This window comes from Coleofasciculus sp. (genome assembly GCF_046565525.1).
Lineage (GTDB): Bacteria > Cyanobacteriota > Cyanobacteriia > Cyanobacteriales > Coleofasciculaceae > Coleofasciculus.
In genome coordinates this window covers 12,017-27,339 of the sequence record NZ_JBKHUP010000100.1, presented here as the reverse complement: position 1 = coordinate 27,339, position 15,323 = coordinate 12,017, and the positions used below count along the sequence as shown (strand labels likewise).

The window sequence follows — 15,323 nt, the reverse complement described above, 5'->3', positions numbered from 1 at the left end:
AGCGACGGGGCAAGAAAATGAATAAGTGGCTGGGGAGTTGGGCATTCTATCAGCAAGAGCAGTTTTTAACCTACAAACCCAAAAGTGGGTGGGGCAGTTGACTCCTTTCCTCTTCCCCTTCTGCCATCTGCCCTGGAGCCTTATCCCTAATTTATATGAATCGATTCATTAACACCAGTAAAGTATTTCTGTCTGTTTACTATGCTCACATGTTGGAATACCGGGCAGAGCTTTTTTTTTGGATACTTTCAAATAGCTTACCACTGATTCTTATGGGAGTTTGGATTAAGGCATCTCAGGGAGGGGAGTTTGAGCTAACACCGGAAGAATTTATGCGTTACTTCCTATCGGTTTTTATCGTTCGCCAGTTTACTGTGGTGTGGATGATTTTTGATTTTGAAAAGGAAGTGGTAGAAGGAAGACTTTCGCCTAAACTCCTGCAACCCATTGATCCTGTCTGGCATCATGTGGCAGGGCATGTATCAGAACGTTTTGTCCGCCTGCCTTTATCAGTTGTACTTCTAGGTTTATTCTTTTTCCTCTATCCCCCAGCTTTTTGGCTACCGAGTTTAGGGAGTCTGCTATTATTTTTAGTCGTCACTACAATGGCTTTTGCCTTACGTTTTTTAATCCAATATACGTTTGCGTTATTAGCGTTTTGGACAGAGCGAGCCACTTCACTAGAACAATTTTGGTATTTATTTTATTTATTTCTTTCAGGAATGATGGCACCCTTGGAAGTCTTTCCACCCGCAGTTCGAGCCGTTGCGGAGTGGACTCCTTTCCCTTACTTGGCTCATTTTCCCGCCGCGTTGTTAGTTGGGCTACCTGTTAATATTGTCCAAGGAATTTTAGTGATGTTAGGTTGGGGACTGTTATTTTTTGGCGTCAATCGCTGGTTGTGGCGCAAGGGATTGAAGCAGTATTCGGGAATGGGAGCGTGAGATGTAGAGACGTTGCATGCAACGTCTCTACATCGGCAACTAAAACAAACCGCTTACCCAATCACCAATCACTATTTTTGATCAAATTGAGCAACTGCATTCTGGAACGACTGCTGTAAATCCAGCCAAGCTAATTCTACACCAGTTTTGATATCTTCCCAAGCATCTTGGCTAGCCGCTTGGAGTTCTTCAAGTTTCATCTGCACTGCAACCTGTTTGGTTTGCAATTCCTCGATCTGGCTACTGTACTGAATCTTAGCATCAGCCTGAACTTGCGCTGCCTTGGCTTTCATTTCGTCAACCTGAGCATTTAGCTTGTTTAACTCAGCTTGCACTTTATCTCGGTATACTATCTGTTGCTGTTCGGGTTGGGTAGCCATAAGAATTCCTCGTTAACGTCAAAGATTTGCCTAAAAAAGGCTGGATACAGCTATAAATGTTTTATTCCTTTTTCATTATTGAGTGATTCGTCTTGCTGATGCATCTATCTCTTGAATGATATAATTCATTTCTGTCTTCTATCTAGCGAGGTAACTAAATTTTTGTAGCGTCTGATACGCTCAGTTAAAATAGGGGTAACCTACTTGCCCCGATTTGTTTGCAGTAATTATTCAACGGGGAAATGGCAGAACAAGCTCTAGTGAAGAATACCTATGCCGATTCCTACAAAAATCGAGGTCGGAACTGGTGGAATAAGCTCACCGCTTTAATTGCATTGGCAAATATCCTGCTGGCGTTATTCAATCTCAGCTATATTCCATTGCGGGATGTTTATGTGCGAGAATTTCCTAAGATCGTTACAGTCTATGATCCGGTTAAAAGTATTGAGCCTCATCCAGATACCCAACGCTACCTCAAAACCGTTGATGCTTTAACCGTGCAACTCTCCCAGCAAGGATTGCAAGCACCGCCAATTGAGCCAGTATTACAAGAGTTGCGCCAACAAAGTAATGAGCTAATTGAAGAGAACCCATTTTTGGCAGCCAACAAGTTTGGTACATTTGCTAAACTCAAGCTGCGGATGCGGGATCATCTCAATACTGAATCAGCGAAGCAAGCCTTTTCGCAATTTTGGAGACAGGAGTATCTGGCGCAAGCAGGCTGGGAAAATGCTCTCTCATTCTTTGACAGCGAAGTTCGACCGCTACTAGAGAGCAATTATTTTCGACCCACCGATGAAAATGGTCAACTCATGGATAACTTCTGGCGTATTGACCTTTATTTTATCGCCTTTTTTGGGATTGAGCTTTTAGGGCGTACCTTCTTCATATCTCGACGCCAAGAGAAGTTGACATGGGGAGATGCTCTCTGGCGGCGCTGGTACGACATGCTGCTGCTATTTCCCACCTGGCGCTGGTTACGGATTATTCCAGTATCCGTGCGATCGCATCAATCGGGGTTGGTGAATATGGAGCGAATTTTGGCACAAGTCACCCACGAACCAGCGGCGTACTTGGCGGATCGGGTATCCATGTTTTTAATGGTGCGACTGATTAATCAAACCAAAGAGTCCGTTGATAAAGGAGATATGGCGCGTGCTATATTGCAACCTGAAGCCTACGTCCAAGTTAGTGATATTAATAAAGTTGATGCCATCACCGACCGACTCTTAGAACTCTCTATTTATAAAGTCTTACCTCAAGTTCAGCCCGATTTACAGGCATTGTTGCATCATAGTCTCAAAGGAGCGCTGCAACAATCGGATTTTTACACGGGATTACAACAAGTACCGGGAATAAAAGCCTTACCGAAAGAGGTTACGGAAAACCTTGCTAATTATTTAGCCCAAGCCACTTATGAAGTCTTAGCCACCTCTTACTCTGATCTCAAAGGGCGGGAACTATTTGACCAACTGAGTCATAATTTTAAGTATGCCCTACGCAAAGAACTACAAGATGAGGCAACCCAGCTAGAACTTCAGTCGTTGCTCTCTGACTTGTTGGAAGAATTTAAGCTCAATTATGTGCAGCGTTCAACCGATGAAGATCCAGAAGCGACTTTAGAAGAAGCTGACCAACTACGTCAAGAGATGGAATCTCTCCCACCTCAGTAGTTCCCCACATTCTGCGTATCACGTTACCCCTACGCCCATAAGCGTCCCCGGCGGAATGGCTTATCAATGGATAATTAATAATTGATAATTGATAATTGATTAATTGGGTCTAAGACCTCTTCGTTTACGAAGAAATTAAAAAATATTTTCCTTAAATTCAATCCTATTCTTTTAAGGAGAGGTCAAGCTGGCTAGCATTTATAATAAAGTACTATAAAGGCAGCGATCGCGAGTGGTGACCATGACATCGACAAAACTCTCTCCTCAAGTAACAATTGCCCGCTTAGAAAACGGCGACAAACTCAACCGTTTTGAATTTGAGCATCGCTATTCAGCCATGCCTGATCTGAAAAAAGCCGAATTAATTGAAGGAATTGTTTATATGGCATCTCCCCTGAGGATTACCCAACATGGCGAACCCCATGCTCATATTATGCTGTGGCTAGGTTTCTACACAAGTTTCACTCCTAATCTGCAATTGGGCGACAATTGTACAGTTAGGCTGGATCTGGATAACGAACCTCAACCGGATGCCATTCTGAGAATTAAAGTAGGTGGACAATCAACGATAAGCGACGATGATTATATCGAAGGTGCGCCTGAGTTAATCGTAGAAATTGCGGCTAGTAGTGTTTCCATTGATTTGCACCAAAAACTCAACGTATATCGCCGCAATGGAGTAAAAGAGTATTTGGTATGGCGGGTTGAAAACGGTGAATTGGATTGGTTTAGGTTACTCTCAGGAGACTACGTTAAAATTGAACCTAACAGCGAGGGGATAATTTGTTCAGTCGTTTTTCCTGGATTGTGGCTAGATAGAGCCGCGTTATTAGCCGGAAATTTAGCCAAAGTTTTAGACGTATTGCAGCAGGGATTAGCCCGTCAGGATCATCAAGATTTTGTTCAAAACTTGGCATCACGGAAGTAGGTGTTAGGTGTCACGTCTTAAGTTAGTGGAATGGCATTGAAAAGCGTGCATTTGGGGAGCGCCAACACCCTGGATATGCAGTAGGGTGGGCATTGCCCACCAACATTAAGGAGCGTGACATTCGTCTTAAGTGTTAATTTTTATAGAGTAGAAACGCGATCGCCATGGATTATCCCGATATCGATATTGCCCCCCTCATTGATCATGCCCTCCTCTCCCCCACGGCAACACCCGAACAAGTGGAGAAATGTTGTCGTGAGGCAGATCGATTTTCCTTTGCTACAGTCTGTGTCTATCCCGTATACGTCAAACTCGCGGCTGAACTGTTGCACAATAAATCCCCCAAAGTCTGTGCTGTGATTGGCTTTCCTAGTGGCGCTACCACAGCCGCCGCAAAACTCTACGAAGCCCAAGAAGCGGTAGAAAATGGGGCAACGGAACTAGATGTCGTGCTTCATTTAGGAGCATTAAAAACTGGGAACACCGATGCAATCTACCGAGAAATTGCCCAAATATGCGAGGAAACAGGGCAAACAGTCAAAGCTATCTTGGAAACAACGCTTTTAACCGATAATGAAAAACAACTCGCCGCCGAAATCTGCATGGATGCTGGGGCGCAATTTCTCAAAACCAGTACAGGTGGGCATGGAGGCGCAACGGTATCGGATGTAAAATTCTTGAAAGACTTGACAAAGGGACAGATTGGAATTAAAGCGTCGGGGGGTATTCGCACAATCGAACAAGCGTTAGATTTAGTTATAGCCGGAGCAACCCGATTAGGAACCTCTCGCGGGCCAGAATTGTTGCAACAGCTTGAGGCAAAAGACGAAGAATGACAAATGACTAATGACTAAAACCTATAACGCCACTGGAATTAACCTAAAAAGTATGCCGCTAGGTGAAGCGGATCGGTTAGTCACAATTTTGACGCCGGAGTGGGGATTAATTCGGGTGGTGGCGCCGGGTTCCCGCAAGCAGAACTCGAAATTGGCGGGTAGAATGGGTTTGTTTGTGGTCAATCAGTTACTGATTTACAAAGGGCGATCGCTGGATAAAATTACTCAGGCTGAAACCTTGGAATCCTATCCAGGATTGGCGAAGGATTTGGGGAAGCTTGCCGCAAGTCAGTACCTAGCAGAATTAGTATTGTGTCATGCTCTAAGTGAGCAACCCCAAGCCGAACTGTACGCCTTGTTCAATGAGCATCTGCGGCGGTTGGAACAGTTACCCCCCTTAAGCAGTAGCCCCACTGGATCGTCCCTAATTTTGGCACACCTTTGCCATGGTATTTTTCACCTATTAGCTTTGGCGGGGATTGCACCGCAAGTGCAACAGTGTTGTATCACTCAGCACCCGATTCAGCCTGATGTTACTGATCCGAATTGGCAAGTAGGGTTTAGTGTGGAGGCAGGTGGAACCTATCGTTTAGCGGTAGAGGTGTCTCAACCTGAGAACCTGTTCCATCCCCTAGTTAGCCGTAACCATGGTATTTCTCAATCCCCTCTGCCACGGTTGACTTGTAAGCTGAGTGCCGTTGAATTAACGATTGTACAACAGCTAGCGGCGGCTGAATTAACCCCAGCATCCCTAGACGCGATCGCTCCCCTTTGGGTAAAAGTTGAGCGTATGTTACGGGATTATGCTCAGTATCACTTTGGTCGTTCTATTCGCTCAGCCGGGTTATTAAACGCTTTGACGATGTCTGCCGAATTATAGGTTAATTCTCACACCGCCTACTATGAGCAGCGACTCGCCCCTACAACCTCGCCAACTATACCTGAATAGAGGTGAGCGCTGGGTGGTTGACATGAGATGATAGAGAAAGTGTAGTGTCTTAAAAAACTTATCAAACTATTTTAAGTGGACGATTCACCCATCGAGGTTGATCAGCCACAGCAGCCAACTGATGAGAAAGAATGCGATTATCTGAATCTGAATCCAAACGAGTTAACCAACATCCTGCTCAAAAAAAGTCATCTTCTGTGACTAAGCGCAATTATCGAGAACCTCAAAAGCCGCCATCTCCAGCAGAGAAAGTCCCGGCGAAAATGGCTGAACCTCCTGCTGAACCAGCAAAACGAGGGTTTGTACCTGTTCTGAAAAATGGTAATTTTTTAACCTTGTGGAGTGGTCAGGTTTTTTCTCAGCTTGCCGATAAAATCTATCTGGTGTTGATGATTGCCTTGATTGCTAGCCACTTTCAGGCGGCGGGAACCAGCATCAGTGGTTGGGTTTCAGCATTAATGATTGCCTTTACTATTCCGGCTATCCTGTTTGGTTCCTTAGCGGGGGTGTTCGTCGATCGCTGGTCGAAAAAGGCAGTACTCGTCTCGACGAATCTGCTGCGAGGTGTCTTGGTTTGGTCAGTCCCGGCGGTGTTATGGCTGACGACCGATTGGAGTCCTATCTACAATTTGCCCGTTGGCTTCTACGGATTGTTGATTATCACATTTTTGGTTTCCACCTTAACTCAGTTTTTTGCCCCAGCCGAACAAGCTGTGATTCCGTTGATTGTCAAGCGTCGTAATTTGCTCTCGGCGAATTCCCTATATACCACGACAATGATGGCATCGTTGATTATTGGATTTGCCGTGGGTGATCCCCTATTAGCCCTGACCGATAAATTTGTGGCGCAACTGGGACTTGACTGGCAATTTGGCAAGGAATTCGTCGTCGGTGGGGCTTATGCGATCGCGGGATTGTTGCTGCTACTGCTGAAAACGGGTGAAAATACTGAACCCACTGAAGGTGAAACCCCTCACGTTTTTGCCGATATCTGGGAGGGATTGCTGTACCTCAAACGCCAACGGCGCGTCCGCAATGCCATGATTCAATTAGTAATTTTGTTCTCCATTTTCGCTGCCTTAGCCGTATTAGCTGTACGACTCGCGGAAACCCTTCCGGGGATGAAAGCCTCACAATTTGGCTTCTTGCTGGCAATGGGGGGCATTGGAATGGCTGGTGGTGCGGCGATTCTGGGACATTGGGGTCAGCATTTTACCCACAATCGCTTGAGTCTCTATGGATCGATCGGTATGTCGGTGGCGCTAGCGGGTTTATCCCTGTTTACCCATAATCTCTGGATGGCGTTAGGAATGACCGCCTTGTTGGGAATGTGTGGGGCGATGGTGGGGATTCCCATGCAAACCACGATTCAAGCAGAAACCCCTGAAGAGATGCGAGGTAAGGTCTTTGGACTGCAAAATAATGGGGTGAATATAGCCCTGAGTCTGCCTTTAGCCTTAGCGGGTTTAGCCGAAACTTGGATCGGGTTAGCCCCTGTCTTATTCAGTTTAGCCATAATTGCGATCGCGGGAGGGTGCCTAAACTGGTATATTTCCGTTACAGGATCAGCGATGTTAACCCACGCTGACAAATAGAGACTCACGATTCAACCTGAATGCATATCGCCTGGATCGGAAAAAAATCACCCTTTTGTGGAAATGTCACTTACGGTCGAGAAGTTACCAACGCTTTACTTGACCGGGGATACCAAGTTAGTTTCCTCCATTTTGCCCAAGACGAAGTCGCCGCAGACTCCCTGTGGTCGGGCTGTCAAGAGGTGTCCCTCCCTTGCTTGTACAAATCCCAGGTTTATACAATTCCCTCACCCAAAGCCAGTAAGGTGCTCAAACAAGCCTTACAGCAACTCCGCCCGGATTTAGTCCATGCGTCTCTCACCTTGTCTCCCCTAGATTTTCTGCTTCCAGAAATCTGTGAAGACTTGAATTTACCCCTAGTAGCCACATTTCATCCCCCCTTTGATGGCAAACGCCGCAATTTAAAATCAGGTACCCAACTGTTTGCCTATCAACTCTACGCTCCGTTTTTGGCACATTATGATCGGGTAATTATCTTTTCTCAACTGCAACGGGATTTTCTGATGCGTTTAGGAGTTCCTCGCCACAAACTTGCTGTCATTCCCAATGGGGTTGATGTGCACAAATATGCTCCGGGCACATCTAATTTGAAAGTTCGAGTTGATGCCCAACGCTTATTTGTTTACCAAGGTCGCATTGCTACAGAGAAAAATGTAGAGGCTTTACTCAAGGCGTGGAAACAGTCAGAAATGGGCGCTCTCTGCAAGCTTTTGATTGTCGGAAGTGGACCTTTGGTGTCTACGTTGAAACCCTTTTATGACAAATACGATGGGATTCTTTGGTTAGGATTTGTGGCAGATGAACAGCAGCGGATTGACATTCTGCGAGCCGCAGATGTGTTCATTTTACCGTCGTTATTAGAAGGACTCTCCTTATCATTACTCGAAGCCATGGCTTGTGGTCTGGCTTGTGTCGCCACTGATGCGGGGGCGGATGGTGAGGTTTTAGAAGGTGGCGCGGGTATTATTCTCAATACCCATCGGGTCACGTCTCAATTGAATACACTTTTGCCCCTGTTACGGGATCATACCGAATGGACAACCCTCCTAGGACAAAAAGCAAGAGCTAGGGTTCTGGAAAAGTACACCCTAAGAGGGAACATTAGTCAATTAGAAAGCTTGTATAAAGAGGTGCTACAAGGGCGAGTTCAGCAGGTCAGCAGTCGGACTTAGGGTCTGCTGAATAAGTATTGTGGTGGGGGTAGGAAGCAGGGGGAGCAGGGGAAGCAGGGGGAGCAGGGGAAGCCGGAAAGCCTTCTTAATGGGCTTGAGCTTTGAGTCGGATACTCATTTCATGGCTAACAACAACTTCACGATTTTGTCGCACCGGAATCTCAATAATAAACTCCGTTCCTTGTCCAGGAGTAGAGTGACATTGTAAAATTCCCTTATGTTTGTCTACAACAATCTGATAACTAATCGAAAGCCCCAAACCCGTCCCCTTACCAATCGGCTTAGTCGTAAAAAACGGATCAAATAACTTTAACTTCACCTCATCCGTCATCCCTGCTCCATTATCACGAATTCTCACCCGCACATAATCAACCGAGGACGCTTCTGTACAAATCCGAATTATCGGCAAAAAATTTGTCCCATTCCGGGCGACGACTTCCTCTAACGCATCAATCGCATTACCCAGGAGATTCATAAATACTTGGTTAAGCTGGGACGGATAGCACTCAACCGAGGGTAACTCCCCATACTCTTTCACCAATACAATCTCTGGATTGTGACCATTCCCTTTCAGCCGATTTCGCAATAAAAGTAAAGTACTCTCTATCCCCTCATGAATATCCATGGGTTGCATTTGGGCTTGATCCAGACGCGAGAAATTCCGTAAACTCAACACCAAATGACGAATCCGTTCTGCGCCAATCTCCATTGAACCCAGAGTTTTGGGCAAGTCTTTGATCAGAAACTCTAGCTCAATCGCTTGGGCGTGATCTTGAATTTCGGGTGCGGGTTCAGGATAATATTTTTGATACAACCCCAGCATTTCTAATAAATCCTCGGTGTATTCTTTGGCATAGTGAAGATTACCGTAAATAAAACTGGTGGGGTTATTAATTTCGTGAGCTACACCCGCGACTAATGTCCCTAAGGTGGACATTTTTTCCGTCTGCACTAACTGTGTTTGATAGGTTTTCAGATCATGCAAGGCTTGCTTAAGTTGTTCGGCTTGCGCTGTGGCTAATGCGGCGGTTGTGCGACTATGAGCATATAATTCAGCTTGATCGATCGCACTCGATAGTTGATCAACTACCGAAACAATTAATTCAACCTCCTGTTCACTCCAATAGCGACTTTCCCGATAGTGTTCACAAACCACGACACCAATTTTATTACTGCGAGTTTGTAGGGGTACAATTAGCAGGGCTTGTAGTCCGTCATCGAGGAAGCGATCGCGACTCTTACCATTAAGCTGGCTATCGCTAGCAATATCGTCAACCCGTAGCAACGATTGCTGCTGAATCATTAACGGGAAATCCGGCAAAAGTTCATCCGCCGTGTTCCATTGCACTCCCCCATTCTCACTCAACTCTCCCGCCACTTCCATGGGTTCAAAACGAGGCGGGCTACTCTGGGGATGATACCACAAAAACTGGCAGCGATCGATATGTAATAAACAACAGATTTCCTTCACCGCCGTCTTCAAAATCTGTTCTAATTCCAAAGAACTGCGAATTTGACTAGACAAGCGACGCTTCAGCAGTTTTTCTTGATCTTGTAACTCACGAAATTGGGCTTCGGCTTGCAATAATTGGTCTTGAGTGCGTTGCAACTTTTCATTCGTCGCCATCAATTGCGCCATCGCTGCTTCCAATTCACGGGACTTTTGTTCCAGTTGGCAGCTATATTGAATCGATTGGGACACCTCTGCCAACATATCAATCACGACGGGCGAGATCTGATCACTTAACTTTTCAATTCCTAACCAAGGCTGAGGTTTAAGTCGCCCGACACTGGTAAAGACAATTTCAAATTGACCACCATCCAAAATCTTACCAATCCGGCAATATTTGCTCAGATGGTTATTCGTCTCAATACTAATCTTCCCTCCCGGCGTTTCAAACTGTTGCCCATAAGCCGCTTCCCGCACCAATTCCACATCAAAAGAACCCGCTTTTTCTACGGCTTGTTTCCATAGATAAACCTGGACATACGCCGACTCAATCGGATCACTGGTCACACGATCTTGACCATAACGTGCCTGGAAGTTCTGAACAAATTCGCGGTTTCTCTGAGTCTTAATACTTTGAAAATAACTCCAACTGGCATAATGACCCACCGCGATACTTCCCCCAATTCGGCGCAATTCCTCTTCAGCGACACTCACGGCTAAAATGGGAATCTCCGCCGCCGTGATTCCTGCTTCTTTGTATTGTTGATAAAAGGCTAAATTACTATCCCCATTCAAGGTATTGAAGACTACATCCGGCTTAGCTTCCTTGATCCTGGCAATCAAATCACCAAAGTCTGTCATCCCTAAAGGAACATAATCTTCCCCAGCTAAACTTCCCCCTTGTTGTTTAAGCTGCGCCTTAATTAACTTGTTCGCCGTTCGGGGAAAAACATAATCTGAACCAATTAGATAAAAGCGTTTCCCCTTATGTGCTAGCAACCAATCCACCGCTGGACCGACTTGTTGATTCGGGCAAATACCGGTATAAAAAATGTGGCGAGAACATTCGAGTCCTTCATATTCAACCGGATACCACATCAGGGCGTTAAGTTCTTCTAAGATCGGTAAAACCGCTTTGCGACTTGCAGAAGTCCACCCGCCAAAGATTGTAGCAACTTGATCCTGTTCGATTAGCTTTCTGGCTTTAAGGGCAAATGTGGCTGATTTGGACGCGCCATCTTCGATCACGGGTTCAATCTGATGTCCTAAGACACCACCCGCTTGATTAATTTCTGCGATCGCCATAAGTTCCGCATCCTTTAACGAGGCTTCGCTAATCGCCATTGTGCCACTTAAAGAATGTAAAATACCAACACGGATCGCCGCACCAGATCTGATCACTGACTGGTTGAATTCGCTCATTACTGATGTTCCCGCAATATTCTCCCGTTAAGTGCCTAAAAAGGGTAGAAGGGTAGAAGGGTAAAAGGGTAGAAGGGTATGGTTTTTGACTCAATCACGACAGGTATGATAGACGAACTATACAGCCGGACATGATGTCATACTATCGCCATCTGGATTAATGATTCCATTTAAGGTTTCTCAATTCTCCGCCGTTTAATTTCAACGTTGGAAAGTGACAAAAGCGAAACACCCTGAACACGAATCCCTGGTACTCAATGAAGCTGTATAGCGCAACGATAGGTGAAATGCCCTATTTAGACAAACGTTAAACATCTGCCCATTGCTTTTCACAATGTCCCCTTGAATAATAACCGAGTTGACCGATGGGTAATTGTATCAATTTTTACCTTTAATTAAATCGGCGACAATTCTAATAATTAGTTACCAAAACTTTACAATATCTCACTCCCTGTTCCCTATTCCCTGTTCTCTGACAAATGACGTAGCTTGCTTCTCCAGGGAAGCGAGTATGACGAAGGACAAAATTAATGCAAAACTTCCTCAATCTGGTGCTGACTCCACAGGGATTGATAAAGCCCCGGACGTTGGATCAATTCAGAGTGAGTCCCAATTTGCACAATCTTCCCAGCATCCATGACAAAAATCCGATCAGCCGTAGCTGCGGCTGAAAGCTGGTGAGAGATAAAAATCACCGTTTTGCGGTCAACCCCTGTGGAAAGATTCGCCAAAATTTTGGTCGCGGTTTGATTATCTACACTAGAGAGGGCGTCATCTAAAATCAGAATCGGCGCATCCATGACTAAAGCCCTAGCCAGGGCAATTCGCTGACGTTGACCACCAGACAGAGTAATTCCCCGTTCTCCCACCATTGTTTCATATTGTTGGGGAAAATTGAGAACTTCTGAGTGAATTTGAGCTTGTTTTGCCGCCTGTTCTATCTCCGGCTGTTCACTTCCCGGAGCGCCGTAACCAATGTTATTTTTAAGACTGGTACTAAATAAAAAGCTATCTTGGGGAACATAAGCGATCGCGGCTCTTAAATCAGGTAAGCGTATCTGAGTGACATCGTAGCTATCCAGAAATAACTGATTTGGTGCAATATTCAACAGGCGAGGCAAAACATTCGCCAAAGTTGATTTTCCTGAACCAATCGCACCGACTATTGCCACCGTTTCACCGGGATGAATATGAAAGTCAACGGCTTGGATGGCTGGGGTTCTGGCATCGGGGAACGTATAGCTGAGGTGTTTGGCTCTTAACTCTCCCTGAATCGGTTGCACAAGCGCCATTGCATCTGGGGCATTTTTAATTTTGGGTTCAATGGTCAAAATTGACTCCACTCGGTCAATACTCACCTCACCCCGTTGATAGGTGGTAATCGTGAATCCCAGTAAGGCGGTGGGGAAGACTAACCGTTCCGCATAAATAACCAAGGCGACAAAATCCCCCACAGTAATCGCCCCCCTCGCGATCGCACCCGCTCCAAACCACATCAACAGGAGTAAGCTGATATAGGATAGGGCTTCAATCACTGGAAACAGGATATTGCGAGTGCTGGCTAATCCCAGATTTGCCGATAAAAGTCGTTGATTCAAACCTCGAAAGGCACGCCGTTCATTTTCTTCTTGGGCGTAAATTTTAATCAGGGAGATACCACTCATATCTTCCTGAACCAATTCGCTGAGGTTTGAGAGTTCTTCCTGAACCGCCTGTTGTTGAGTACGCAGCTTATCACTAAACAGGCGAACTGTGATCAACATGACTGGATAAACCGCCAGCGCCAAGAATGTCAGCCGCCACTCAATCGACATCATCACAGGTAGCGTCAAACCGTAGGCAAAGACAATATTGGCTAAACTCAACACCGCAAACCCGACAAGACGGCGGATATTGTCCACATCACTCGTGGCGCGGTTAATCAAATCACCCGCTGTATTCGTAGAGAAATAAGACGGTTCTAGGGTAAGCAGATGTTGAAAAATCTTTTGCTTGAGGTCAAATTCTACCTGACGCCCCACCCCAAAGATGAAGATACGCGATGCCATGCGAATCGCCCACATCAAGGATGCCAGGATAAAGATGAGTCCGACTAACTGCAACACCTGATCAAAGGCGAAGGCGATGCGGAGTTCCTCAATACTATCCCGAATCAGCAGGGGAATGTAGACCCCCACCGCGTTGACAATCAGCAGAGCCAGGATGCCTAATGATACCTGAGTGGTATGAGGGCGCAGATAGGCGAGTAATTTTTGGATACGAGAATTAGCCATGTTGAAAATCCTAACAATTTTTCGGCACAGACAATGGCTGATTTCTCGCGTTTAGGTGCCCAAAATAATCATTAGGGGCCACAGGATGAGTCCGAATAGCGCTAAGAAAGAAAGACTAAAGGTAATTGCCACACAGAGAATCGATGACAACCAACTCAACTGATGCACCCGACGGATGGCGATCGCCAGAGTCGCAAACACGCCAACGGTAATCGCCAGAGAGAACATAGCACCTAGGGTTTGAGACCATTGACTCGCCGCGATCGCAGGTGCAGTGAGGAGTAGGGGCCACAAGCCTTGCGCGATCGCACTCAAGCTTTCTCTACCATTCCCTTGTCCCCCGAACAATTGAGCCACCAGGTTCAGGGATGCTCCCAGCCAATACCAACCCAGCAATCCAGCAAACAGGAACAGCAAACCAAAGCCGAGGATACCCCCCACACCTAATCCCGCCGCACCTGCGGCGTTTAGCGCCATAATCAGTATGACAAGTAACCCAATGGCAATGGCGGCTTGAATGGGAGAGCGAATTTCTGAAGAGGGGCGGAAAATAGCTGTATAAAAGGAATCCAGCATAACAAGTAATCACAGTTAGCGGTCAAAATTAGTAGAGACGTTCCGGCGGAACGTCTGTACAAAGTCAAAAACAAACTATTCCATCACCAGTAACGGTAATTTGTTCCAGTCAATCCGCTGACGAATCGTTTGATACCCTGGAATCAACTGCTGCCAAAAAGACGAGAACAACATATCAAACGGTTGTTGCAAAAATCCTGAAGTATAATTGCGGACTTTCGGTTCGCCTTGGATATTCGCTAACTCCGCCGTTTTTTGCAGAGCATCATAGGAGTTCCCCAAGGAATCGACTAAATTGAGTTCCTTAGCGCCTCTCCCGGTAAAAACTCGCCCATCTGCTAGCGGTTTTAACTGCTCCATCGAGATTTCCCGAGCAGCGACAATGGCATCCAGGAATTGCTGATAGGAGTCCATAACAATCCCTTGCACGATTTGCCGTTCGTCTGATGTTGTCTCTCGAAATGGAGAGAGTATATCTTTATATTGACCGCTTTTAATATTATCGGTTTGCACGCCAATATTATCCAACAAGGGCGAAACATTTTGGGTGCGAACAATTACCCCGATTGAACCCGTTACCGATGCGGGATTGGCAACAATATGATGGGCAGCACTGGCGACATAATAAGCGCCAGACGCAGCAACATCACCCATACTGGCAATAATTTTAATATCAGTTTCCTCACGGGTTCGCATCAGCTCATTGTAAATCGCTTGCGATGCTGCCGGAGTTCCACCTGGACTATTAATATGCAGTAGAATTGCCTTTACCTGATCATTGCGAGCTTGGCGAATCGCTTTAATCAACGCATTAGAATTTGAGGTATCGTTTGTAGCAAATGGCGTGGTTGTCGGTTGGTCGCTGATCATACCATAGACTTCCAGAAGAGCTACATCTGCCTGACCCCTGGTGCGAATACCTCTACCCGAACCTACCTGTTCCGGACGGGGAGTACCGCCTCCTAACCAATTCCCCAATGCCACCACGACGCAAATAATAATCAACACTAAGGCAAGAATTCGATCCTGGCGCACGAGTAGTTCCTCGGGAAAGACTTCACTGAATATAGGAATTTACCGTTATCATCCACTAAGCTGATTTAGAATAAATCTATCATTCGACAG

The 15,323-nt window shown here is 45.9% G+C and carries 12 protein-coding genes; 7 read left to right on the top strand and 5 right to left on the bottom strand.

The window, feature by feature from the left end:
• Nucleotides 1-155 precede the first annotated feature (155 nt).
• Nucleotides 156-944 (top strand): ABC transporter permease, encoded by a 789-nt coding sequence (locus tag ACLGGO_RS27855; protein WP_446421731.1) that lies wholly within the window; start codon nucleotides 156-158, stop codon nucleotides 942-944.
• 71 nt (nucleotides 945-1,015) lie between these two features.
• On the opposite strand, the gene ACLGGO_RS27850 is transcribed toward ACLGGO_RS27855, so the two are convergent.
• The gene (locus tag ACLGGO_RS27850; protein WP_446421730.1) at nucleotides 1,016-1,324 is read right to left on the bottom strand and encodes a hypothetical protein; all 309 of its coding nucleotides are present in this window, start codon (nucleotides 1,322-1,324) and stop codon (nucleotides 1,016-1,018) included.
• Nucleotides 1,325-1,566: 242 nt separating this feature from the next.
• Between ACLGGO_RS27850 and ACLGGO_RS27845 the strand changes: the two genes are divergently transcribed.
• From ACLGGO_RS27845 to ACLGGO_RS27820, 6 genes are all read left to right on the top strand, one after another.
• Nucleotides 1,567-2,997 (top strand): hypothetical protein, encoded by a 1,431-nt coding sequence (locus tag ACLGGO_RS27845; RefSeq protein ID WP_446421729.1) that lies wholly within the window; start codon nucleotides 1,567-1,569, stop codon nucleotides 2,995-2,997.
• A gap of 241 nt (nucleotides 2,998-3,238) precedes the next feature.
• Complete coding sequence (locus ACLGGO_RS27840) at nucleotides 3,239-3,925, top strand: Uma2 family endonuclease (RefSeq protein WP_446421728.1); 687 nt, start codon at nucleotides 3,239-3,241, stop codon at nucleotides 3,923-3,925.
• A 158-nt stretch (nucleotides 3,926-4,083) separates the two neighbouring features.
• Nucleotides 4,084-4,761 carry a deoxyribose-phosphate aldolase gene (gene deoC, locus ACLGGO_RS27835; protein ID WP_446337957.1) on the top strand — a complete coding sequence of 226 codons (678 nt, stop codon included), beginning with the start codon at nucleotides 4,084-4,086 and terminating at the stop codon, nucleotides 4,759-4,761.
• A 10-nt stretch (nucleotides 4,762-4,771) separates the two neighbouring features.
• Nucleotides 4,772-5,641: a DNA repair protein RecO gene (recO, locus tag ACLGGO_RS27830; protein WP_446421727.1), complete on the top strand. Its 870-nt coding sequence runs from the start codon at nucleotides 4,772-4,774 to the stop codon at nucleotides 5,639-5,641.
• Nucleotides 5,642-5,841: 200 nt separating this feature from the next.
• Nucleotides 5,842-7,305, top strand: a complete 1,464-nt coding sequence (locus tag ACLGGO_RS27825; RefSeq protein ID WP_446421726.1) for an MFS transporter — start codon at nucleotides 5,842-5,844, stop codon at nucleotides 7,303-7,305.
• A gap of 20 nt (nucleotides 7,306-7,325) precedes the next feature.
• Entirely contained in the window at nucleotides 7,326-8,477 is a 1,152-nt protein-coding gene (locus tag ACLGGO_RS27820) for a glycosyltransferase family 4 protein (protein WP_446337909.1), read from the top strand.
• Nucleotides 8,478-8,562: 85 nt separating this feature from the next.
• Here the strand turns inward: ACLGGO_RS27820 and urtA are convergent, their stop codons facing one another.
• The 4 genes from urtA to sppA form a co-directional block, all read right to left on the bottom strand.
• Nucleotides 8,563-11,349: an urea ABC transporter substrate-binding protein gene (gene urtA / locus ACLGGO_RS27815; RefSeq protein WP_446337910.1), complete on the bottom strand. Its 2,787-nt coding sequence runs from the start codon at nucleotides 11,347-11,349 to the stop codon at nucleotides 8,563-8,565.
• 527 nt (nucleotides 11,350-11,876) lie between these two features.
• Entirely contained in the window at nucleotides 11,877-13,622 is a 1,746-nt protein-coding gene (locus ACLGGO_RS27810) for an ABC transporter ATP-binding protein (protein ID WP_446421725.1), read from the bottom strand.
• A gap of 51 nt (nucleotides 13,623-13,673) precedes the next feature.
• Complete coding sequence (locus ACLGGO_RS27805; RefSeq protein WP_446337912.1) at nucleotides 13,674-14,198, bottom strand: YIP1 family protein; 525 nt, start codon at nucleotides 14,196-14,198, stop codon at nucleotides 13,674-13,676.
• A gap of 75 nt (nucleotides 14,199-14,273) precedes the next feature.
• Nucleotides 14,274-15,233 (bottom strand): signal peptide peptidase SppA, encoded by a 960-nt coding sequence (gene sppA / locus ACLGGO_RS27800; RefSeq protein ID WP_446421724.1) that lies wholly within the window; start codon nucleotides 15,231-15,233, stop codon nucleotides 14,274-14,276.
• Between the last annotated feature and the right edge of the window lie 90 nt (nucleotides 15,234-15,323).

What these genes read in the sequence shown, in the direction of transcription:
- ACLGGO_RS27855 (WP_446421731.1), top strand. Translation starts at nt 156, where the DNA reads ATGAATCGATTCATTAACACCAGTAAAGTATTTCTGTCTGTTTACTAT.
- ACLGGO_RS27850 (WP_446421730.1), bottom strand. Translation starts at nt 1,324, where the DNA reads ATGGCTACCCAACCCGAACAGCAACAGATAGTATACCGAGATAAAGTG.
- ACLGGO_RS27845 (WP_446421729.1), top strand. Translation starts at nt 1,567, where the DNA reads ATGGCAGAACAAGCTCTAGTGAAGAATACCTATGCCGATTCCTACAAA.
- ACLGGO_RS27840 (WP_446421728.1), top strand. Translation starts at nt 3,239, where the DNA reads ATGACATCGACAAAACTCTCTCCTCAAGTAACAATTGCCCGCTTAGAA.
- recO (WP_446421727.1), top strand. Translation starts at nt 4,772, where the DNA reads ATGACTAAAACCTATAACGCCACTGGAATTAACCTAAAAAGTATGCCG.
- ACLGGO_RS27825 (WP_446421726.1), top strand. Translation starts at nt 5,842, where the DNA reads ATGCGATTATCTGAATCTGAATCCAAACGAGTTAACCAACATCCTGCT.
- ACLGGO_RS27820 (WP_446337909.1), top strand. Translation starts at nt 7,326, where the DNA reads ATGCATATCGCCTGGATCGGAAAAAAATCACCCTTTTGTGGAAATGTC.
- urtA (WP_446337910.1), bottom strand. Translation starts at nt 11,349, where the DNA reads ATGAGCGAATTCAACCAGTCAGTGATCAGATCTGGTGCGGCGATCCGT.
- ACLGGO_RS27810 (WP_446421725.1), bottom strand. Translation starts at nt 13,622, where the DNA reads ATGGCTAATTCTCGTATCCAAAAATTACTCGCCTATCTGCGCCCTCAT.
- ACLGGO_RS27805 (WP_446337912.1), bottom strand. Translation starts at nt 14,198, where the DNA reads ATGCTGGATTCCTTTTATACAGCTATTTTCCGCCCCTCTTCAGAAATT.